This is a genomic window from Flavobacterium limi (assembly GCF_010645075.1).
Taxonomy (GTDB): Bacteria; Bacteroidota; Bacteroidia; order Flavobacteriales; family Flavobacteriaceae; genus Flavobacterium; species Flavobacterium limi.
The window spans coordinates 1-22,603 of sequence record NZ_JAADZV010000011.1; the positions used below are offsets into that span (position 1 = coordinate 1).

Below are 22,603 nucleotides of genomic sequence, written 5' to 3' on the forward strand. Positions count from 1 at the left end.
TCAGGTGGTCACTTTGCTACGGAACGCGTGGTCAATTTACTCCGGAATTAGGTGGTCAAATTGACCGGTTTTTCCAAATGACTTTAAAAGTATTTTAAAACATGAAATATTTCATGTGGATGATAATAATTATAAAAAGGAAAATCCAAATTTCGTACCTAAACACTTTTTAGAAACTCATGCCGATGTATATATAAAAGCAGCAAAAGATCCTTCATACAAAGACACTAGTCTTGGTTTTAGAATTGAAAATGCCGGTTCTTTTGCCAATTATTTATTAAATATGGATAAAAGCGTAGTGCCTGGTTATACAAGGGATTTAATTGCAAAAAAAATAAACGAATTCAATAAAAATGATACAGATGTTAAAGTCATAATTTATGATCTTTATCAACAAAAAGGTAGTCTAAAATTAGTAATAGGATGGGGAGGTAAAGGAGAAACAACTGATTTAATAGAAATGACTTTGCTCGATAACTAAAAACATTTTTAATTAATGAATAAAACAATTTTAACACTGTTAGTGATATTGTGCATATCATGCAGCAAGAAAAAAGAAACAGAATCTATATTTATAGCTGAGAAAGACGAATACTGGGTACACCATGATTATTGCTACAATACTGGGGGCAACTGTTTCCATTTTAATGAAAATGGAAGTTATGACAGGTTCTTGGTAACATCTACAGCTTTTAGGCTAGCTAACAATGATGGTGATTTAATAAATGATCCAGGAACCTGGTCTATCAAAAATGACTCTACATTTGTTTGGGACAAAGGGGTATTTAAAATCGAAAAAATTACAAAAAAGCAAATTTTATTGTCTTATTACCATTACGAGTCAAAGGGTATAAAATGCTTTGTAAGGTTATCAAAATGGATACAAACACCACAAGGACCCAAGCCAGTAGATTCACTGGATAATGTTAAGTAGGTAATTATGTGGTCATCTTACAAAAAAGTAACTCAACTGGTGATAGTTTGCAACGATTACCTACTTAATTTATAGAAAAAAGACAGCGCTTACAACTCCTTTAACTAAAAACAGAAGTGTCTTCTAGAAGTTCACTTCTGTTTTCCTACACGCATACACCACCCGGAACTCATAATATATTTAAATTCAAACGGTGGTTTTAACAAATATCTGGATAATGTCAATGACTTTAAAAGTATTTTAAAACATGAAATATTTCATGTGGATGATAATAATTATCAGAAGAATCATCCAGAGTTCAAACATAAAAATAAATTAGAAGTTCACGCCGATGTATATATAAAAGCAGCCAACGACCCTACATACAAATATACTAGTCTTGGTTTTAGAATTCAAAATGCCGGTTCTTTTGCCAATTATTTATTAAATATGGATAAAACGCAGCATCAGATATTACACGTGATGTAATTGCAAAAAAAATAAACGAATTCAATAAAAATGATACAGATGTTAAAGTCATAATTTATGATCTTTATCAGCAAAAAGGTGGTCTAGATCTAAAAGTAGAGTACGACGGTAAACTATCAGATTACATTAAATATGAAAAAATCAATGAATAAAATTTTTATACTACTGTTAATGATTTTAAGTATATCATGCGGTAAAAGAAATGAAATAGAATCTATATTTATAGCGAATAAAGATGAATACTGGCAACATTATGATTATTGTTATAATACTGGAGGTAATTGTTTTAAATTTAAAAAAGATGATACTTGTGATTTATATTTAATGTTCAATGACAAACCATTTTTTAGATTATTCAATAGTGACGGTGATGTGGTAAATGACCCTGGAACTTGGTCTATAAAAAATGATTCCACATTTATCTGGGATAAAGAGGTCTTTAAAATAGAAAAACTCACAAAAAATGAAATTTTATTGTCTTATTCAGATTATGAGATAAAAGGTAAAAAATGTTATGTAAGGTTATCAAAATGGGCAAAGACGCCTCAAGGACCAAAACATTTGGGTGTGGAAAATAACGCAAAAGAATAATTAAATTGCGAAGCTATCTTAGAGTGATAGTCTTCTTTATTTAAAAATATTCTATAATATCTTTAAACTCAAACGGTGGTTTTAACAAATGAAGAAAATAGCAAGCAGATAAATCTTGTTGAGATTAGTGAAATGCTTAAAGCAGAACCAATGGGGCGAGAATGGCTGGGTGGCACGATTTAGTAAAGTAGTGGATAAAGATGAGATTATATAATCATACTACACCCCACTGGCACTCGTTTCCCTATGGCTCTAGTGCTTGTTTTCAACGAGTACCTACTTAAATTTATAGAAAAAAGGCAGCGTTTACAACGCCATTAACTAAAAACAGAAGTGTCTTTAAGAGTACACTTCTGTTTTTTTTTTATAATATTTTGAAATCAACATATTTGATAAAAGATTTTGGCTTTTAAGATTTATTACAACTTTGAAGGAAGTTTCTGTAAGCAGGTAAAATATTAAATCAATTACAACAACTAATAAACGGTACTGCTTTTCTTCTTTTCAACTAACTAATTTACTTTTATACAAATCAAATTCATAACTAAAAATGTCAAGTACGAGTTCGTGGATTAAATCCGGATGACATAAATAAGGCCCTTCTTCTAATACCCGGTCCGGAAAACTATCAGAAAACTTACCACAAATACTGAGATTATTAATAACTACAAATTTTGAATTATCGTTTGTTAACTTTATCCTGAAATATCCATACAGATTATCCCTGTATTCAACAGATAAAATTTCAAAAATAAAATTCGTTAATGCTCCGTGTTTATCTGAGAAGTATCCCATGTTTTCTAAACTTTCATTTTTTATTATTGCCATAATACCGGATTTATTTGATTTGTAACTTTGATAATTAATCCTGATTAGATTTGTATTACTTTTTCAAACACAATTCAGATTTTTAAACTTATATAATTTCCTTTCTGCATAATTTATATTTATAACTTAAAATCTATATCTTTTTGCTGAAAATTTCTTTTCTGCGTAATGTGATTTCAGTTTCTTCGTATAATCTTTTTTGATACAATTCAATGATTGCTTCCTCGATATCATTATTCGTATTTCTGCCATTAAAAACATGAGTGATATAAGAATTGCTAAAAGGAAGCCCTTTTTTGTTCCAGATCTCTTTCTCTTCTAAAAGCATTTTAACCTCTTTTGAGTAGCCTGTTTTAAAGACTTTCTTCATTTTATTTCTTTGTGCGGCTGTAATCATAGATAAGTTTTATTTGAATCATATAATTATTGTATTTTTACTACGATTTTACTACGAAGTAACTATTTCAAATATATATCATTTATTGATATATTGTATCATTTTTAATACAAAAATATAAAAAAAATGCAAACAGAAGGCGAAAGATTACGCTATTATATTGAAAGCAAAGAAGTTAACCTTAGGCAGTTCTGTATAGAAAATGATATATTATACACCTCTTTGCATCCAATTTTAACGAATTCGAGGTCACTGGGAATGAATATTTTGAAAAAAATTATGCAGGTTTATCCTAATTTAAACATAAACTGGGTTTTGACCGGCATGGGTGACATGGAAATTGCAGAAGATGAAAATAACGTTTTGCGTGACCCAAATTCAGTTTATCAAAACTCAGATCCCGGATATGTAGCTTTCTTAAAATACTTTGACAAAGAGGCCACTACAGATAAAATTATCGCCCTGATCGAAAAGAAATTAGAGGATAAGAAAAAGAAATAATAAGGATAATTTTTATATTTCACAAAATAATTATTATTCTTTAGTCTTGAACTACACAAAAGCCAGAAAGATTTGATCTTTCTGGCTTTTATTTAATAATCAAACTGCTGTAATTAGTATTGATCCTTATTCGAAAAACATTCAGTAAATAGATTACAAGCACTATATCTTATTAGAATTATCTTTAAGCGATATACGAAATCTTTAGAATTGAATATTTTATTCATTTGTAACATTAAAAAACTTCATTTTATTTAAACCAATAATCCATTTAGCAGAATACAAATTATTGTATAGAAAAGAAATAGCTTGAAATAAGAACCTTCAATATTTCAGATTAATATTATTTTTCCTCTTAAAAAAATATTTAATTAATAAACTGAAATACAGGTTCTTACGAATTAATTTAAAGTTTTAAAACATTTAAAGTTTTTTTTGTTCAAAATTTATAAGTTTTTTTTTATTAATTAGCGTGGTTTTCACACTTATTAGCTTGCTGAAATTATTGGATAATAAACATTTAAATCCTTAAAAAATTATCCATGTACTTTCAGAAACATTAGAACCACAAGAAATATTAGTCTTTTAATCAAATTAGAGGAAAATTTAATTAATAAAAAAACTACAATTTATGATAAAAAACAGCTCTTTTCTTTCGAAAACTAACTTTTCGCTAATCTTTAGAAATCAATGTCCACTTACCCGATTGACAAGTACTTTAATTATTATGTTTTTTTTATTCTTAAAGAACGAAAAAGTTTCTGCACAATATACTGGACATGAACAGTTCAATATATATACGCCAAATACTTATTCTCTTGGCCAATATGGTGACATCCCCGTTAATTTGTCCTTAGGAATACCTCAGATTAATATACCGATAACTAAATTTTCAGACAAGGACATCGATCTGGATATATCACTATCATACCACGCATCTGGCATTAAGGTAGATGAGGAAGCTTCTTGGGTCGGTTTGGGCTGGGCCTTAAATGCCGGAGGGGTAATTACAAGGGAAATTAGGGGACTTCCTGACGGGTATGCATATACAGGAAATTTGCAGAACAGGACTTCTATTCCAGATTGCGGTAATTGCTATGATGCTGTTTCAACAGAGAATTATTGTCGTCAAATTAAGCAAAATCTAAGGGATGGAGCTTTAAATATAACGGATAATGGCTCAGATATATTCTATTATAATTTCAATGGAAAAGCAGGTAGATTTTTTTTTGATGGAGCGGGTAATGCAACTTTTACCCAATATGAAGATTTTAAGGTTCAGTTTGTATCTGATGGAGAAACCCGCGTAGGATATGTAGGGGGAGATTTTATCATTACTGATGAACGTGTTTTGTCTATGAATTCAAGGATCATGAGACGGTAAGCGATAATAATCATTATGGGGATACATCTATAAGTGCTTGGTATCTTTCCAAAATAACAAGTCCTTCTGGAGGAGTGCTTACATTCCAATATACAGAGGGAGGTAAAGTATCTTCAGCATATCAGAAAAGATGCCATAGTGAGGCATATTTTGTGATCAACGGATTCACACCTACTTATTCTATTCCGAACCAGTATACAAACACATGTATTACTTATGACTCCAATATTCACGGGATTGTTCTTGAGAAAATCACGAGCTCTTCTGGTAATTACCTAGAGTTTGTTACCTCTCCTAATGTAAGGCTGGATAGTGAATCTATGGCCAACAATCAACTTGATTTTATTATATTGAAGAACAGTAAAAATCAACAGGTAAAAAAATTCCGTTTTAATTACAGTTACTTCGAAGCAAATAACTCCAAGAAAATTGGAGGAGAGTTTGGTACTGGAATCCATTGCCTTAATTATCGCTTAAGACTGGACACGTTTCGCGAAATAGGTTTGGATGGTAGCGAACAAAGTCCTTATCGGTTTGAATATTTTGGTGATAACGACCCGTTAACTAACGATCCTTATACGCTCCCTTACCGCCTGTCTCCTTGTCAGGATCATTTTGGCTATTATAATAATAGTTATAACCAAACAATTTTTCCCAATAATGCAGAGAATAATCCTTTTCGCATCGATGACTGGTCCTTAACTAGTTCCGGTGATTATAATGGCGGAGGCCCCAGTTTTGCCTATGGCATAAGCAATGGAGGTACAAGGGAGCCAGATGCGGAAGCATCAAAGGCCTGTGTTTTAAATAAAATCATATTTCCTACCAGTGGTTACACATCTTTTGAATTCGAAACACATCCGATAAATTATGACAATTGGCATTATTCATGGCCGATAGCCGGAGGCCTAAGGGTCAAAAAAATTGAAACAAAAGAAGGTCCCGGCTCTGCTCCTATGATAAAAAACTATGAATATCCTGATTACATGTCCTCTGAAAAATGTAGAGCAGCAGACAATCCGTATTACACTTGGTACGATACGGGTTTCACGGAATCCCCTCCTCGGGAAGGAGATTGGACAGCATTAGCCGCTTTTGGAGTTCCCTCCCATTTATCCATAAACAATAAGTTTATAGTCCATGTTAAAGGAGCCTCTCAATATAGACTTGGAGCAGGAACGAACGCTGTCTACACTACTGTTAAGGAATTCTCGCCCGGTAACGGCTCTTGCATTTATCATTTTAGCTTTGCTCCCGACTTAGAATCTGGTGGATGGTCCGATCACGATGGAGTACCGACACCTGGATCGTTTTACTCGGCATTGGTTCAAACAGAAGATATCTATGCTTACGCAACTAGGCTTCCACCACATTTTGATTATAAATCTATTTCTTCCTGTACGTTTCCTTTTCCAAATTTTGTTAACAATGATTGGCGGCGCGGTCATCTTTTATCTAAAGAAACTTACTCAGAAAATGATGTATTATTGTCTCAGGAATCTACCATATACGACATCCATGCTCTTAAGGCGGTTCCTACTTACAAAGTAACATCATTTGGTGATGAAATTGCATATTACTATGCCCGATCTTACGATATAGGTGGTATGGCTAAACCTATCACGCAGATTACAAAAACTTACAATAGTGATGGCAGTTATATAGAAATAAAAAAAGAGTTTGACTATAATTCTACTTACCACAAGCAACTGACAGAGAGCAGGGAATACACTAGCAAGGGAGATACAATTGCTACAAAATATTATTATCCAACTGAGTATGGTACTTCACTCTCCGCTTTGAAAGATAAAAATATCCTTTCTCCTGTGGATGTTCGTAGTTATCGTAATGCTAAGTTTATTTCTGGTAAGCAAGTTCAGTATGGAGTTAATGGTTTGCCTTTAACAATATACAGTGCGGAGACGAAAAGTACAGATATTGCTTTTAATCCACAATCTCCATACACTTTTAGCAATAAACTCTCAAACACCTATAATCTTAACAACACTCTGAAAAGTCAAACGATTACCGACGGAATCACTAATGTATATCTTTGGGGTTATAATGGCCAGTATCCTGTTGCGAAGATCGTAAACAGCGATTACGCAACGGTAAGTTCCATAATAACACAGACGCAGATAGATAATGCAGTAACCAGTGGAGAAATTGCATTACGTGCATTATTGGATACACTCCGAACTTCTCCATTAATGAAGAATACCCAAATTACAACATATACCTACAAACCTCTGGTTGGGATGACTAGCATGACTGATGAGAAGGGAATGACAACATATTACGAGTATGACGAGTTCCAGAGATTGAAAAACGTTAAGGATCAGCAGACAAATATCCTTAGCAGCAATGTTTACCACTATAAACAGCCCTAGTATATAAAGTTTGATAATTAGAACAGTTGTAATAAAATAACTTTAAGGAAGTATATCAAATTTAAATAAAATGAGCTGATATTTAATTAGGCTCATTTTATTTAAATTAATTATCTCAGATATGCGAAAAATGTTCTGTGATTTTTTTGTCCTTCGTCCTTTTACTTTTTAGAATCTTTTGATTTAAAAATATTTAATAAAAATGACAAACTCATATTATGAAAAAAAACATCTATTTAATTCTTTTGTTATTATTTAGTATATACAATCTATCAGCACAACGATTTGGAGATCAATTATTAGTACCTAAATCTCCTCAGTCTTATGCATTTGAAAAATACGGAAATGTTCCCATAAATATGTATACGGGGTCAATAGATTTGAAAATACCCATAACTTCTTTTGATGCTGGCGAATTAAATATTCCAGTACTTATATCATACGACTCTTCTGGTTTTATTCCTCATAAAAAATCTGATCCTGCAGGAATGAACTGGTCATTAATGGCTGGTGGAAGGATTACAAGAAAACTAAATAGAATACCAGATGAATATTTAGGTGGTGGCCCAGGAGGTTGGGGATATAATACAGGATGTGCAGGTTTTTTTGCTGGTGTAAAAGCAGATCCATCCAATAATGTTAATGCCTATAATATCAATGGAGGTACAGGATATTATAACTCATCAGACTGGGTATTTAGGCCTAATCCATCTAGTAACAATACTTATGAAACCCATCCGGATGTTTTTAGTTTTAATGCTGTAGGCATTTCTGGAAAGTTTGTCGTAGGAAATGATGGAAATGTACTTGTAGAGTCCGATGATCCAAATATCAAAGTTGATTTGTCTCAGATGGCAATATATAATTATATAGGCTGTGAACCATCAACTTCAATAATAACGATAATTGATGGTAAAGGGAATAAATATATTTTTGGAGGTGATTTCTCTACATATGAAATAACTTATCCCAACGTACAGGGAACTACTGTAGAGCAAGGAATGGCTGTTATTAACTCATTCAGCTTGTCCAAAATAATTACAAATACAGGAAATATAATAACCTTTAATTATGTTGTTGAAAGTTTTGACCGTTGGGAATTTTGTCAACTAGGCAGTGCAATTGGTACCAAAACTTATCCAAATGGACTACTGATTTCTCAGGAATCATTTTACCAACAAGGCCTTAGCTCTAGCACCTTAAAAATGTGCCCTGAAAACCAAGGAGGCTTTTTATGTCAGGGACAAAACAGTGCAGTAAGCTATGGGGATTTGAAGTTTTCCTTCATAAAAAAATCAGTGCTTTCTTCAATCCAATATGGAGATTATCAAATTAAGATAAATTATAAAGACATTGGCTATCCTATAAAAGAGTACACAGCCATTACTTCAATTTATAACAATGATAATGAATGGGTAATTGACAATATTGAAACCTATAATGGATTAAATTTAACCAAAAAAACCACTTTTTCATATTCTAATTTTGGAGGATCGCATCAAAGGCCTTTTTTAACCTCACTAAATGGACTTGATAGTAACGAGAAATATTCATTTGAATATTATAACACAACCAATTTGCCGGCATATTATACTATGGGTATTGATCATTGGGGATATTGGAACTTCAAAGACACTAATAGTACCATAGCGCCAGTTGACCCAACTTACAACTATACTACCGGAGATTACAACTTGATTAATACTCCAAGAGACCCAGACCCAGTTGCATATAATGTGGCACTGCTCAGCAAAATAGTTTATCCTACAAAAGGATATTCATTGTATGAATATGAACCTCAATATTACAATAAAAGGATTGAGAAAAATTCTGCCAGCTCTTTTATTCCTGCACTTACCAACAATGGAGGACTGGCAGGCGGAGCAAGAATAAAAAAAATCAAGAATTACTCAGGTGTAGGCACGTTAGATTCTCAGAAAGAATATCAATATACGACCAGTCTCAATGGAAGCACAAGTTCTGGCATTCTTATGAATTGGCCCAGATATCAAACCTTTTATAAACAAAATAGCAATGTAAGTTCTAGTATTTTAACAGTTACCAGTTCAAACATTCAAACAACCAGTTTGGATAGTTACAATGTAGGGTACTCAAAGGTTTTTGAAATAGAGGCAGGCAAAGGGTATACAGAATATAATTTTTCCTCCTATGAAACCCACCCTGATACATATGCTTCAGAAATAACTAATAATAGAATATATTCAACCATTGTTAATGAAAATGACCTTACTCCTTTTAATTTATGCAGGAACTTTTATCTACAGGGAACTGATAAAAGCATAATGAGAGGAAAGATACTCACGCAAAAAACATACACAGAATCTGACTTGATGAATCCTATTAGAACAGAAGAATACGAATACACTGACCCTATCGATTTCAATCCAAACAGCCAAATAGATAATAATAAATATGTATCTATCAATCAGATTTCGGGATTTCGGGTTCAGGGATACAAGAAATATATGAATTCGTCCTATTTAAAAAAGAAAACGACAAAAGAGTTTTATTCAGGCAATGAAGTGAAGACAGAACAGGAATATTTCTATGATGCCACTAAACATCTTAATTTGACTAAAGAGTCAATGCTAAATTCTAAAAGCAATTTGCGAGTAACAAGATATAAATACCCTATGGACTATGTATTTCCGCCATTATCAACAATACCAGCAACTAATGAAATTCATGATCTCGCTGCATTATTATCTAATAATATTAAAAATATACCCACTGAAATCAATAGTTCTATTGTAAAAGGAGGAGTAGAATACATAACAGGAGGTAAACTGAATTACTTTGAAGATTTGAAATTAGAAAAAATATTTGAATTAGAAACCAATAACCTTATTGATATTAATGGTTTCAATTTTTCAACTATTTATCCAACGGGCTTTATGTTTGACAGCAGATATAAAGAGAAGGGGAATTTTTCAAAATACGATGGTAAAGGGAATATATTAGAAATAAAGCCAGCAGATGGCATCACAACATGTTATATCTGGGGTTACAATAACCAATATCCGATAGCTAAAGTGATAAACGCTACTTATCAGGACATTAGCAATGTTTTAGGTGCTACGACGTTGACTAAATTGAATAACGGAGTCTTTCAGAGTGTCGTGTTAACTGATACGGAAATACGTAATATGTTAAGTGCTCTTCAAACAAATTTACCTAATGCACAAGTAACTCTTTTTACTTATAAACCACTTGTAGGTATGACAAGTACAACTGATCCAAAAGGAAAAATAACATATTATGAATACGACACATTTAACCGCTTGAAATCTGTAAAAGATCATGAGGGCAAAATTATTTCTGAAAACCAATATCATTATAAAAACTAATCAAAAAAATATGAAAAATATATTTCTATTGGTATTTACTCTTTTTCCTGTTGTACTTTTAAGCCAGACAACAACAGAAAATTATATAAAAACCACTATCTATAAAGTGGAATCAGCCACTAGCATTACAAACCCTACCAGTGTACAAGCTGATCAAAACGTGACTTACTTTGATGGTTTGGGACGGCCTGTACAGAAAGTTGCCCATCAGCAATCCGGTTCAGGTAAGGACATAGTTACTCCTATCGAGTATGATGCTTTTGGACGACAAGTAAAAGAATATTTACCTTATGTTCCAACGACAGCCGCTTCGCTCAATTATAAAACTAGTGCACTAACTGATGTTGGTACATTTTACAATACTACTACATATGAAAGTACAACTAATCCTTATTCACAAAAAGAATTTGAAGCTTCACCGCTTAGCAGAGTATTAAAACAGGCCGCTCCGGGTGAAGACTGGAAAATGGGCAATGGTCATGAAATAAGACTGGATTACCAAACCAACACCAATGCCGATCAGGTGAGACGTTTTGGCGTTTCCTTTATTGCAGGCAATACCGAAAACCCATATTTAGAGGATGAAGGAATTTACGATCCATCACAATTATACAAAACCGTTACCAAAGATGAGAACTGGCAGGCCGGCCAGAATTACCCTCGTAACCATACTACCGAAGAATTCAAGAACAAGGAAGGGCGCATTGTCTTGAAACGCACTTTTGATGCATATAAATGGCATGACACCTATTATGTATATGATGATTACGGGAACCTTACTTATGTACTGCCTCCCAAGTTTTTTGCCTACAGTTCAATAACGCAGGCATATCCACCTCTTTATTACAATTATTACAGCGACATGCACAATTTTGACTTTTTTACAAGTGGAGACTCTAATTATTGCCAGATTGACATAGGTCTATCTTCGGATTCTCTTATAATAAATTTGTATGCTGATGGTTTTGGAATGTTTGGTTCAACTTTAAAATCAGGAAAAATACTCGATTTAAATTATACCCCCCCTTTGCCTAATATGCCGTTAGGAGATATTATGATGGCAAATCCTCAAGGTTATCCTACCTTAGCTGGTACAGCTTATATCCAGGATGGTGATTTGTATTTTACTTCAACCGGGGTACAAATATATCCCAATGCAGAAGGCTATTACGAATCTGGTAGAATTATAAATCTTGCAGATCATCAGGCTGGCTACATTGCCCAGCCTATAGACAAAACAACCTTTGATGAGTTGATATATCAATACCGATATGACAAACGCAACAGGCTTGTAGAGAAAAAACTTCCTGGCAAAGAATGGGAATATATTGTATATGACAAACTGGACAGACCTGTTTTAACCCAGGATGCCAATTTAAAAGAGAATAATAAATGGCTGTTCACTAAATACGATGCATTCAACAGACCAGTCTATACAGGTGAATATGTAAATAATACAGAAACAACAAGAACCGGACTTCAGGCTTTGGCAGATGCAGGCACCACAATTTCTGAAAACAAACAAGGAACAAATACGATCAATGGCACAACTGTATATTACAGCAATAATGCCTTTCCTGATATTAACAATACCAATATCAACGTATTTACTGTCAATTATTATGATGACTATAGTTTTGATCTTCCCGTCGGTGCTGCTCCAACAAGTACTGTTTATGGAGTCACACCAATTACCAATGCAAAAGGACTGTCTACTGGAAATAAAGTCCGCATTTTAGGAACAAACGACTGGATAACCAACCTAATCTATTACGATGACAAAAGCAGGTCCATATATAATTATAGCAAAAATGATTATTTACTTACCACCAGTACAATAAAAAACCAGCTCGACTTTGTGGGCAAAATTTTAGAAACAGCATCTACTCACCAGCGAAATAACGTTACCACTACCATAATTGACTCCTTTACGTATGACCAGGCCGGAAGACTTACCAAACAGACACAAACCATTAACGGAGCGTCAACACCAGAAGTAATTGCAGAAAATATTTATGATGAATCTGGACAGCTAATCCAGAAAAAAGTAGGCGGAAAAACGACTCAGAACCGTTTACAAACAGTAGATTATACCTATAATATTCGTGGCTGGTTAAAGGGAATAAACGATAGTGATACCAGTAATAATGCCATAACCTTGGCTTCAGGAGATTTGTTTGGTTTTCAGATAAATTACAATAAACCTTCAACCGGAACAAAGTTATACAACGGCAACATCAGTCAGACTTTTTGGAAAACTGCTGATTCAATGGATGGTAATTTAAAAAACTATACCTACACCTACGATGCTTTGAATAGGTTTAAGACAGCAAAGTATGCTCAAAATAACGTACAAAACGGTAAATTTGACGAAACTATTAACGAATATGACCGCAATGGAAATATTTTGAGTCTGGTTCGTAATATGCAAAATGCATATGATACTAACTGGTCAGCCGGAATTGATAATTTAATTTATACATATGATAAAGGAAATCGTCTAATGAAAGTAGATGATTCCTACAAATCCTTAGTTTATGGTAGTGAAGGATTTAAGGACGGAACTAACACTGCTGAAGACTATACGTATGATGCCAATGGTAATATGACAAGGGATTTCAATAAAGGAATTGGCACATCTGCATCTGCAGGAATTACATACAACCACCTGAACCTTCCCATCAAAATAACATTCGCAACGGGAGAAACGATTGATTATATATATGATGCATCAGGCGTGAAACAACGTAAAATTGTAAGCACAGGTACTACAACCGATTATGCCGGCGGATTCCAATATGAGAATAATATATTGCAGTTTTTTTCACACCCGGAAGGTTATGTAGCGCATAATTCAGGTAATTTTAATTATATTTATCAATACAAAGACCATTTAGGAAATGTACGCCTGAGCTATAGAGATGTTAGCCAGACGGCCACACCATCTTTGCAAATCGTAGAAGAAAACAATTACTACCCGTTTGGATTGAAGCATAAGGATAGTAATAATATCGTTAATTATACCAGTGCTGCTTATAAATATAAGTACAATGGCAAGGAGCTTCAAGACGAGCTGGGGCTTAACATGTACGACTATGGAGCACGTAATTACGATCCTGCATTAGGTCGCTGGTTTAACATTGATCCAAAAGCAGATAAGTATTACAACATCAGCCCATACGCTTATGTTGCGAATAATCCTGTAATGTTTATTGATCCTAATGGCAAAGAAATTTTCATTCCGAATATTGCAGGGAAAAACCCTAATGGGAGTGAAAATGCAAGACAAAAATCAACCATTTTAACTAATTTGCAAAAGTTAACTAATTCAAAACTAGAATTAACAAAAACCCGAGGAGGATTTCTTGTTAGGGAAGTCAAGGGAGAAAAGGCAAATGAAAATAAAAAATTATCCGAGGGAACAAGTCTTATTGCTGGACTAATTGGAGCAGATGAAAAGGTAACAATCAAATTAGGAGGAGAGAATCGTGCTGATAGATTAAAAAATGGAGATACCTTTGTTAGTTTTAACCCTGATGCAAAAGGAGAAAATATTAGTAACTCAGATGGGACAAAAGGACGTCCAGCAGAAATAGGATTGGCACATGAATTAATTCATGCTGATGAAAATGCAAAAACTGATGGGGCTTATGATAAAACACCTGTCACAATAATAAATCCAGACGGGGCATATCCAGGAAACAAAGTTGAAGTTCAGCAGGATGAAATAAATGTTAGGGAAAGGGAAAATAAAATTAGAGATGAGCAGGGAGTTATTACTAGAACAAAACCTAAAATCGTTAATTAAAATTCGCAAAATTATGAAGCTTAAATTAATAATATTTTTTATACTTATATCTTTTATATCCTGCTCTGAACAAAAGAAAATAATCCCAATTAATAAAATTGATGACAGAATTGCTATTATTAATAGTTCAGAAAACATTAATTGGATTACGAAGAAAGCATATAAATCATGGAGTCCTAATCAATCAGAATTAATCAGAATTGATTCTGTATTAGAAAAAGCTATTAATGAAAAACGTTTTTTATTTCTTAAAAAACAATCTCTCATGGAACTAAAAGAAAGATATATGCAATATTTATGTTATATTAATGATGATGGAGACAAGATAGTTTATATAAATTCCTTTTGTAAGATACCAACAATGTATAAAAATGGTAAAGAAGAATTATTAGATTGGCAAAATGAAATGATTGATATTGCTGATGGAGGTTCATGTTATTGGAATATGAAAATCAATATTTCAACACAATCATATTTTGAATTAATGATTAATGGTGAATCTTAATCCCTGCACCACAAAGAGTTCCTCATAAAAAAGCGGTAATATACCAGATGTGTTGGTGTTTAATTATCGACGCTACCGCACGAATCCTTTCGTGTAGCTCAAGGAATGCACAAAGAATAGCAAAAACAATAAAACCTCGCAATTGCGAAGGTTTTATTGTTTTTAAGATCATGCATAGAAAAAAATGTAAATCTTTGACTGGTTTTATAAATTCAGCCCAACCTGGTGCGGGTGGAACTACAGCACATGAATTTGGACACATCTTTGGTTACCAGATAATGTAAATAATGTACAAGGAAATCGAATGAATAATAATCCAGGAAATAATAAAACAGATAGGAGTATTACCCCCGATTACTATGATTTATGCCCCGCTCCGCAAAGTCTCATGACTTTGTGGATTTTTAAAAGTTCTTGAAAGCCGTAAAATATAATAAAAGTCTCCCGATTTTTTCCGTGAATGTCTTGATAATTGTATTTGTTTCAAGGGTTATCAGTGAGTATTAAACTGCCAAAAAAACCTTGTAGTGGCATATTAGGAACGGGTACGAAGTCGGGAGACTTCGCACAGCTAGATAATTTATTTGTAGATAAATTGAAGTAATAGTATTATTCTTGTTATTAACTTTACTGAGTTTTAAAGTGTGTATTCTTATTATTTAAAATACACACTTAATCTTATAACATCAGTATTTTAAAATTACAAATTATTATTAAAATCATTAATAATGAAAAATATTCAGTTCTTCTTAATAATTCTTGTATTTATATTCATCTCGTATATAGATTTACATTTTAATTTAAATGGATATTTAATAATTAGCTTTGATTTATTTGCTATTGTTTATCTTTCTAATATAAATATAAAACAAACACCACCTCATTTGATTAATTTTAATTTCTTCTATTATTTGTTGTTTGTTATTTGTTTTTACATTTTGTATTTTTTATGTACATCTCTTGCTTTTGCAAGCGATAGATTGTTAATTTACAATCACTTAAGTAAGTACGAAGTTGTTAAAGCTTTGCTCTTATATCCAATATTAGAAGAATTTATATTTAGGAAATATTTGTTAATTAATTTAACTGCAACAAATACAAAACTTAAATCTATTTTGATATTATCTCTTGGGTTCACTTTGATCCACTGCTTTACTGATTCGGCACCTCTATACGTCTTTTTATTAAGTACTTTTCTTTCTTGGATATATTTGAAAACTAAAAACATTTTTATAAGTATTTTTCTTCATTTTGTTAATAATTTTTTATCTATTACTTCTTTTAATTTTATTAGTTTTTTGGCTAAATTTAAAGGAATAGATTTTGCTGTAATTCTTTTAATATTAGTCTTTCTAATATTTTTTACTCTTTTTAAAATAGCTAACGATAAAACAAATAAGATTTTATAAAAAATATAAGATGACAAATAAAAAGAAAAATTGGTTTAAAATAATTATTGAAAATTTGCTTGATTTTATTTTGATGTGGAAGTAAGTTTTTGATACCGAACTTCACGGTACAGGAGCAGCCCTGATGATGCTGGACCGTGGCTATACCAGCCACGAGCATCTGGCAGAGGTTGGGCTTATCCACATGAACGGCCGTTTGTACGATCCTGTCCTGCGCTCTTTTTTAATGCCGGACAATTTCATACAACAGCCTGAGAATACCCAGAATTACAACAGATATGCTTATGTACTGAACAATCCGCTGATGTATACCGATCCTAATGGGGAAGTAATTATTGGTTTTGCGGGTGCTGTGATAATTGGTGCGACTATAGCGGCATTGACCTATACAGTAACCGCTTTGCTGGCAGATGTGCCAGCAAAAGCTACATTTATTGGTGCGGCAAGTGCAGCGGTAACATATGGTATTGGTAGTGCAGCAGGTACAATTACGAATTTCTATGTCAGGGCTGCAGTAAGTGCTGTAGCACACGGGGCCTTTCAGGGTGGTATGACGGCTATCTCAGGAGGAAAATTCTGGAGTGGTTTTGCCAGTGGGGCTTTGAGTAGTATTGCGGCAAGTGCCTGGGGTGGAGGAAGTACAACTGAAACAAATTTTGAAACCAATAGTAATTTGACAGAAGGACATTTCGTAACCACTACTTATGTGCATCAAGGTATTAGTGGCGCTATAGGTGCCAATAATGTTGCAGGTATGATTGCTTTTGGAACAGTTTCGGGTGGTGCAGGAGCAGCTCTTACTGGGGGTAATTTTTGGCAGGGAGCTGTTACTGGCCTTGTGGTTAGTGGGCTGAATCACGCACTACATCAAATTGATCCGCCTGGTAAAAAAAATAAATGGGATTTAGATAATAATGGGAAATTAAGTAAAGTTGAAGCGGATCTTTGGGGTGTTAAGGGACATGGTGCAGAGATAAATGTTGATAATTCCAAAATTGACTGGACAGGTCTTAAAATTCCTGAAGGAGTAAAGATAGGAGAAGTATTTGGTTTAGAAACGCATCAGGCTTTTATTAAGCTTCCTTGGGAAACCGCAGCAACTTATGGAGGTACTTCATTTTTAGTTACTGGCAAAAACACAGTAAAAGTTCTCGATCAAGATTATCATTACAAACTAAGGCCAAATAATAGTTTTAAAAATGTAATTAGAAATATAGCTACAGATATGGGCCGTCCATCTGTTATGGAGCAATATAATGGTGCTTTTCAAGCCTACAAAATACACTATTTAAACCCAACAATAAAAATAAAATGAAAAAAATGAATGTTTTATTTGTAGCCTTTTTGCTAACAAATTGTAGTAATATAGAAACAATGGGCGATAATTATTATTATTTATCAGACGATGAAGCTATAGATATAGGCTACCCATATGGATCAATGTTTTACAGGTCAAAGGAAAAATCTAATTTTGAGGAAGTTTTAATTTATGCAGATGTTATACAAAAAAAGTTTAATGATGAATACATAATAATTAAACAACAACCAAATAAAAAATTACTTATAAACAAAATAAAACAGAATTTAGAATTTTGGAATAACTACTATTTAGAAAATCGAAAAGATAGTTTAGTTGAGATAGGTTATGACAAAATGACTTTAAAGGATATTCAAACTTTATTAGAAAAAAACAAAAAAATAAAAAAAGATATAGTTGCCGATAGTTTATTTAGGCAAAAATCTTGCTATAAAAAAATATTTAAGAATAAAACCAATTATTACATAATCGAAAAAACAACTGATTCCATTTTTGGACCTCTAAATATAAAGGATTTCAAAAACATTAAAGCAAGGAAAAAAGTTGATTTAGAATTCTGATTAAATATATTGTCCCCCTGGCATGAGCGTATATAGCAGTTCGTTAGTGCGAGCGTCACACTCGTACCTACAAAGATTGGCAAACAAAGAACCTACAACCCGATCGCTCGGACATGTACGTCAACGATAGCGCATATTTAAAACCTGTGCCCACAAAGAGAATCAAAAAGCCACTTCAATACGGAGTGGCTTTTTGGTTTTTATAGAATATCCTGAATTTCTCCAGATGTTACTCTTGACATCTTATTTTCACACCTTTTTAATCACATAAGTAACCATACCCCAAATAATAAGCTGGTTTTCTTCGGTAACTTTTATGGGGCTGTAATCTGGATTTTCGGGCATGAGGTACAAACAGTCTTTTTCGACCTGAATACGTTTCACGGTAAACTCGCCATCGATAAAACAAATCGCAATTTTATTGTTTTGAGGTTCCAGGCTTCGGTCAACCACCAAAACATCTTTATCGTTGATACCCGCATCGATCATCGAATTACCTTTGACCCTGATGTAAAAAGTAGCCAGCGGATTTTCGCTTAATTCCTTATTCAGGTCAATACTGGTTTCCATAAAATCAGCAGCCGGCGAGGGAAAACCTGCCGATACACCCTCACTGACATAAGGAATCCTGATGTCACTTTCAAAATCAGGCTGAAAAAAGGTGAGTTTTGGTTCTTTCTTTACAGACATTTTACTTCCAGAAGTTTACTAAAATCGGTTGTGTATTTAGGCGATAAATGATTCTGGTTCATGTCCCAGGTCAATTTAAGATTTTGCGAAGCCAGTTTTACTTTCCGGTTTCCTATTTTGGTGTTCAGCTGGTCCATTACTTTCATCAGGGCAAGATGTTTCGGGTTTTCTTCCTCAAACAACTGAAACTGCTTTTTATCCTCATCAATCAATTCTGTTACTATTACTCCGGCTTTTTTAAAGCGGATTCCTTCATTTCCTTTGTGCAATTTCTTCAGTATTTCGATAGCCGTATTGGAAATAGTCAAAGTTGAATTAGTGGCATACGGCAGTGTTATAGCCATATTAAAATAATATTGGGATGATTTTACCGAATGCTTATCAATAACTAGCATGACAATAATGGTATGACAGCAGGAATTTTGCTTACGCAATTTTTCTGCACAGACAGAGGCAAAAGTAACAATACGCTCACGTAGTAAATCAAAATCAGAAATTTGTTTGGGAAAACTTCTTGTAGTTGCAATACTCTTTTTCTGCTCTGGCAAAGGTTCTAATTCCAAAACCGATTTTCCTTCGAGTTCATATTTTAGTCGAAGGCCAATAACGCCCATTTCTTTCTTAATCCAGGCTTCGTGTTGTGGCTGAATAAAATCAAGGGCAGTATGAATGTTTCGAAGTTTAACTTTCTTTTTGGTACGGTAACCAATGCCCCAGACGTCTTCAATTTTTGTCCATTTTAAAGCCTTGATTCTTTTTTCATCGGTATCAATTACGTAAACGCCTTTAGTTCTGTCGTGAAATTCCTTGGCAATTTTGTTGGCTAATTTTGATAAGGCTTTCGTTTCGGCAAAGCCAATGCAAACCGGGAGCCCCACCCATTTATGAATTCGGGATTTCATTTGAAGTCCATAATCCTGATAATCCAAAACACCCACACCATCAAAATTCAGGAAGGCTTCGTCAATACTGTAAATCTCGACATTCGGGGTAAATTGTCTCAAAATTTCCATAACACGATTGCTCAGGTCTCCATATAAAGGATAATTCGACGAAAACAATTTGACATTTTTTTCTTTTACCAATTCCCGGATCTTGAATGCCGGGGCACCCATAGGAACGCCAGCTGCTTTAGCTTCATTGCTTCTCGAAATCACACAACCGTCATTGTTCGATAATATCGCAACAGGTTTTCCGTTGAATTCCGGTTGGAAAACACGTTCGCAGGAAGCATAAAAATTATTACAATCGACTAAAGCATACATCTTGCAAAATTACGTAATAGTGTAATATACATTTTGATTAGGAAAGTTAAATTTTCATGCTATATCATGTAAAACATTAAAATACAACAACATAAAACTTAACCTTTCATTAGAAATTAAAAAATAATCTTATTAAAAAATATTTAGAGAAATCCTGAAAAAAATGGTTGTTATTTAAAAAAATATTTACATTTGAAATCTAAACTAATCGTAATTATGAAAAAAATAGTATTCGCATTGTTATTCATTTCAGGATTTACATTTGCTCAGGACATGAAAGTTGTAAACGGAAATTTTGATTTTTTAAAAACACAAAAAGAAGTTAACATAGAATTTGATTATAGTAATTTTACTATGATGAAAGAAAATAAAACTGAAAAACAGTATGTAGAAGAAAGGACGGCCGAACTAAATGAAAAACACAAAGGCAATGGTAACATCTGGCAAAAAAAATGGAATTCATCCAAAGAATTAATCTGGACTCCTAAATTTTTGGAATTAATAAATGTTGTATTGCAAAAAGAAAAAAAAGATTTAAACTTTCAGGAAGGACTAACGACACCTTACACTCTGATTGTAAAAACTACATGGATATATCCGGGCTGGGATGCCGGAATTATGAAACAGCCTGCAAAAGTTTCGACCAATTTAAAATTTGTTGAAACAGCTAACAAATCAAATGTAGTTCTGGAAATTACAAGTGAAGAAGCTCCGGGAGACCAATGGGGGAATAATTACAGCAATGAATCAAGAATTGGCGAAGGATATGCCAAAACAGCAAAATCACTTGCCAAGATGATTGCAAAGAAGGCTTACAAATAATAGTAAAAACAGTAAAACCCTAGTTCTCACTAGGGTTTTCTTTTTGCATATTCAGTAAATAGGCCATATTTTTAATCACATGGTCATGTTTCTTCACAAACGGATTTTCTTCATTCCAGACATACCCTGCTAATACCGAACATATTTTTTCTTTCACATCCGGGTTTTCTGGCTGATGAAAAAACAGCGTCTGGAGATTTCCGGTGTACCATTCCTGGACATAGGTAGTAAAAACGGCAATACCGCGTTTCATATATTCTGTAAATTCAACTTCCCAGTTTACTTCAATTCCCTGCGATTCTTTTAGGTAAAGTTTTGCTGCCAGCATTCCGGATTCAGTTGCAAAAGCAACTCCGGATGAAAAAACAGGATCCAGAAATTCTGAACTATTTCCTGTTAAGGCAAAACCATCCCCGTACATTTTTTTTACTGCTCTGGAATAATTTTCGAGTTTTACCGGCTCAAATAAAAATTCGGTTCCTTTGAATCTTTTGATATAATAATCCGAAAGCTGAATTGCATTTCGCAAAGCCTCGGCATTATCTTTATTTTCCGAAAGCGAATTGATAAAATGGGTTGGTCCCACAACTCCTAAACTGGTATTGCCATTCGAAAACGGAATTACCCAAAGCCAGACTTCGGTTTCCAGAATATCAAAAGAAATCATGGTTCCCTCCTCACCTTCCGGTCTGTTGATGTCTTTTACATGCGAAAATATTGAGGAATGCGGATCTAATTTTGAAGGGGTATCCAGATCTAAAAGCCTTGGCAGAACACGTCCGTAACCACTGGAATCAATAATAAATTTCGCATGGATTTCCTTTAGGTTTCCATCTTTATCTTTTACGATGGTTTTAGAATTTTTCCCTTCAAAGGAAACTTCCAGAACCTCGGTTTCAAATTCCAGATCAATACCTTTTCGGATTACTTCCTGTGCCATGGTGTTATCAAAATCCGCTCTTGGCACCTGCCAGGTCCAGTCCCAGCCCTCTCCAAATTTCTGACTGAAATCAAAAACACAAATTTCTTCTCCTCTTATAAAACGCGCACCTAATTTTTTTTCAAAATTCATGGCATCTAAACTTTCAAAAAGTTCAGCCTCCGCAAAATGGTCCATAACCCTCGGGATAAGGCTCTCTCCAACAACCAGTCTTGGAAACTTTGTTTTTTCAACCACTTTTATCTTAACACCGTTCATATGAAGATAGGATGCCGAAACACATCCTGATGGCCCTGCCCCAATGATTAAAACGTCTACAAACTCCTTTGTCATAATAGTAATGTTCTGATTTATTAACTTACATTTGCCTCATCAAAATAACTACATTTATTTTGATAAATAAAATTAAATTAGCGCAATCAAAA

General features: G+C 33.6%; 19 protein-coding genes. 14 read left to right on the forward strand and 5 right to left on the reverse strand.

All coding sequences use genetic code 11. From position 1 onward, the window contains the following. Positions 1-115 precede the first annotated feature (115 nt). The 4 genes from GXM16_RS19100 to GXM16_RS19115 all read left to right on the forward strand — a co-directional run bounded on the left by GXM16_RS19100 (position 116) and on the right by GXM16_RS19115 (position 1,993). Positions 116-481: a hypothetical protein gene (locus tag GXM16_RS19100; RefSeq protein ID WP_229684393.1), complete on the forward strand. Its 366-nt coding sequence runs from the start codon at positions 116-118 to the stop codon at positions 479-481. A gap of 15 nt (positions 482-496) precedes the next feature. Continuing rightward, positions 497-934: a hypothetical protein gene (locus GXM16_RS19105; protein WP_163396097.1), complete on the forward strand. Its 438-nt coding sequence runs from the start codon at positions 497-499 to the stop codon at positions 932-934. Positions 935-1,108: 174 nt separating this feature from the next. Continuing rightward, on the forward strand, positions 1,109-1,402 hold the full coding sequence (locus GXM16_RS19110; protein ID WP_262892363.1) for a hypothetical protein: 294 nt from the start codon (positions 1,109-1,111) through the stop codon (positions 1,400-1,402). Between the two features lie 132 nt (positions 1,403-1,534). Continuing rightward, positions 1,535-1,993, forward strand: a complete 459-nt coding sequence (locus tag GXM16_RS19115) for a hypothetical protein (protein ID WP_163396098.1) — start codon at positions 1,535-1,537, stop codon at positions 1,991-1,993. Positions 1,994-2,497: 504 nt separating this feature from the next. Here GXM16_RS19115 and GXM16_RS19120 read toward each other — a convergent pair. Both GXM16_RS19120 and GXM16_RS19125 read right to left on the reverse strand, forming a co-directional pair. After that, positions 2,498-2,821, reverse strand: a complete 324-nt coding sequence (locus tag GXM16_RS19120; RefSeq protein WP_163396099.1) for a hypothetical protein — start codon at positions 2,819-2,821, stop codon at positions 2,498-2,500. 133 nt (positions 2,822-2,954) lie between these two features. After that, positions 2,955-3,218, reverse strand: a complete 264-nt coding sequence (locus tag GXM16_RS19125) for a hypothetical protein (protein ID WP_163396100.1) — start codon at positions 3,216-3,218, stop codon at positions 2,955-2,957. A 126-nt stretch (positions 3,219-3,344) separates the two neighbouring features. Between GXM16_RS19125 and GXM16_RS19130 the strand changes: the two genes are divergently transcribed. From GXM16_RS19130 to GXM16_RS19170, 9 genes are all read left to right on the forward strand, one after another. Continuing rightward, complete coding sequence (locus GXM16_RS19130) at positions 3,345-3,719, forward strand: hypothetical protein (RefSeq protein WP_163396101.1); 375 nt, start codon at positions 3,345-3,347, stop codon at positions 3,717-3,719. A 631-nt stretch (positions 3,720-4,350) separates the two neighbouring features. After that, complete coding sequence (locus GXM16_RS19135) at positions 4,351-5,103, forward strand: hypothetical protein (protein WP_163396102.1); 753 nt, start codon at positions 4,351-4,353, stop codon at positions 5,101-5,103. Positions 5,104-5,423: 320 nt separating this feature from the next. Beyond that, positions 5,424-7,493, forward strand: coding sequence for a hypothetical protein (locus tag GXM16_RS19140; RefSeq protein ID WP_163396103.1), 2,070 nt, complete (start codon positions 5,424-5,426; stop codon positions 7,491-7,493). A gap of 218 nt (positions 7,494-7,711) precedes the next feature. After that, entirely contained in the window at positions 7,712-10,861 is a 3,150-nt protein-coding gene (locus GXM16_RS19145) for a hypothetical protein (RefSeq protein ID WP_163396104.1), read from the forward strand. A 10-nt stretch (positions 10,862-10,871) separates the two neighbouring features. After that, entirely contained in the window at positions 10,872-14,669 is a 3,798-nt protein-coding gene (locus GXM16_RS19150) for a DUF6443 domain-containing protein (RefSeq protein WP_163396105.1), read from the forward strand. A 13-nt stretch (positions 14,670-14,682) separates the two neighbouring features. After that, positions 14,683-15,174, forward strand: a complete 492-nt coding sequence (locus GXM16_RS19155) for a hypothetical protein (RefSeq protein WP_163396106.1) — start codon at positions 14,683-14,685, stop codon at positions 15,172-15,174. 728 nt (positions 15,175-15,902) lie between these two features. Beyond that, complete coding sequence (locus GXM16_RS23095; protein WP_163396107.1) at positions 15,903-16,583, forward strand: CPBP family intramembrane glutamic endopeptidase; 681 nt, start codon at positions 15,903-15,905, stop codon at positions 16,581-16,583. Between the two features lie 124 nt (positions 16,584-16,707). Next, positions 16,708-17,898: an RHS repeat-associated core domain-containing protein gene (locus GXM16_RS19165; protein WP_163396108.1), complete on the forward strand. Its 1,191-nt coding sequence runs from the start codon at positions 16,708-16,710 to the stop codon at positions 17,896-17,898. After that, positions 17,895-18,461 carry a hypothetical protein gene (locus GXM16_RS19170; protein ID WP_163396109.1) on the forward strand — a complete coding sequence of 189 codons (567 nt, stop codon included), beginning with the start codon at positions 17,895-17,897 and terminating at the stop codon, positions 18,459-18,461. The genes GXM16_RS19165 and GXM16_RS19170 overlap by 4 nt, the downstream gene beginning before the upstream one ends. A 249-nt stretch (positions 18,462-18,710) precedes the next feature. Here GXM16_RS19170 and GXM16_RS19175 read toward each other — a convergent pair whose 3' ends face one another. Next, on the reverse strand, positions 18,711-19,151 hold the full coding sequence (locus tag GXM16_RS19175) for a LexA family protein (protein WP_163396110.1): 441 nt from the start codon (positions 19,149-19,151) through the stop codon (positions 18,711-18,713). Then, on the reverse strand, positions 19,142-20,416 hold the full coding sequence (locus GXM16_RS19180) for a Y-family DNA polymerase (RefSeq protein ID WP_163396111.1): 1,275 nt from the start codon (positions 20,414-20,416) through the stop codon (positions 19,142-19,144). The genes GXM16_RS19175 and GXM16_RS19180 overlap by 10 nt, the downstream gene beginning before the upstream one ends. Before the next feature lie 216 nt (positions 20,417-20,632). On the opposite strand from GXM16_RS19180, the gene GXM16_RS19185 reads away from it, so the two are divergent. Continuing rightward, on the forward strand, positions 20,633-21,238 hold the full coding sequence (locus tag GXM16_RS19185) for a hypothetical protein (RefSeq protein ID WP_163396112.1): 606 nt from the start codon (positions 20,633-20,635) through the stop codon (positions 21,236-21,238). A gap of 19 nt (positions 21,239-21,257) precedes the next feature. Here the strand turns inward: GXM16_RS19185 and GXM16_RS19190 are convergent, their stop codons facing one another. Then, positions 21,258-22,511: an NAD(P)/FAD-dependent oxidoreductase gene (locus tag GXM16_RS19190; protein ID WP_163396113.1), complete on the reverse strand. Its 1,254-nt coding sequence runs from the start codon at positions 22,509-22,511 to the stop codon at positions 21,258-21,260. Between the last annotated feature and the right edge of the window lie 92 nt (positions 22,512-22,603).

Coding starts and splice junctions, on each gene's coding strand:
- GXM16_RS19190 (WP_163396113.1), bottom strand. CDS start 22,511: ATGACAAAGGAGTTTGTAGACGTTTTAATCATTGGGGCAGGGCCATCA.
- GXM16_RS19150 (WP_163396105.1), top strand. CDS start 10,872: ATGAAAAATATATTTCTATTGGTATTTACTCTTTTTCCTGTTGTACTT.
- GXM16_RS19165 (WP_163396108.1), top strand. CDS start 16,708: ATGATGCTGGACCGTGGCTATACCAGCCACGAGCATCTGGCAGAGGTT.
- GXM16_RS19185 (WP_163396112.1), top strand. CDS start 20,633: ATGAAAAAAATAGTATTCGCATTGTTATTCATTTCAGGATTTACATTT.
- GXM16_RS19115 (WP_163396098.1), top strand. CDS start 1,535: ATGAAAAAATCAATGAATAAAATTTTTATACTACTGTTAATGATTTTA.
- GXM16_RS19135 (WP_163396102.1), top strand. CDS start 4,351: ATGATAAAAAACAGCTCTTTTCTTTCGAAAACTAACTTTTCGCTAATC.
- GXM16_RS19125 (WP_163396100.1), bottom strand. CDS start 3,218: ATGATTACAGCCGCACAAAGAAATAAAATGAAGAAAGTCTTTAAAACA.
- GXM16_RS19120 (WP_163396099.1), bottom strand. CDS start 2,821: ATGGCAATAATAAAAAATGAAAGTTTAGAAAACATGGGATACTTCTCA.
- GXM16_RS19175 (WP_163396110.1), bottom strand. CDS start 19,151: ATGTCTGTAAAGAAAGAACCAAAACTCACCTTTTTTCAGCCTGATTTT.
- GXM16_RS23095 (WP_163396107.1), top strand. CDS start 15,903: ATGAAAAATATTCAGTTCTTCTTAATAATTCTTGTATTTATATTCATC.
- GXM16_RS19105 (WP_163396097.1), top strand. CDS start 497: ATGAATAAAACAATTTTAACACTGTTAGTGATATTGTGCATATCATGC.
- GXM16_RS19130 (WP_163396101.1), top strand. CDS start 3,345: ATGCAAACAGAAGGCGAAAGATTACGCTATTATATTGAAAGCAAAGAA.
- GXM16_RS19170 (WP_163396109.1), top strand. CDS start 17,895: ATGAAAAAAATGAATGTTTTATTTGTAGCCTTTTTGCTAACAAATTGT.
- GXM16_RS19145 (WP_163396104.1), top strand. CDS start 7,712: ATGAAAAAAAACATCTATTTAATTCTTTTGTTATTATTTAGTATATAC.
- GXM16_RS19140 (WP_163396103.1), top strand. CDS start 5,424: ATGGCCAACAATCAACTTGATTTTATTATATTGAAGAACAGTAAAAAT.
- GXM16_RS19155 (WP_163396106.1), top strand. CDS start 14,683: ATGAAGCTTAAATTAATAATATTTTTTATACTTATATCTTTTATATCC.
- GXM16_RS19180 (WP_163396111.1), bottom strand. CDS start 20,416: ATGTATGCTTTAGTCGATTGTAATAATTTTTATGCTTCCTGCGAACGT.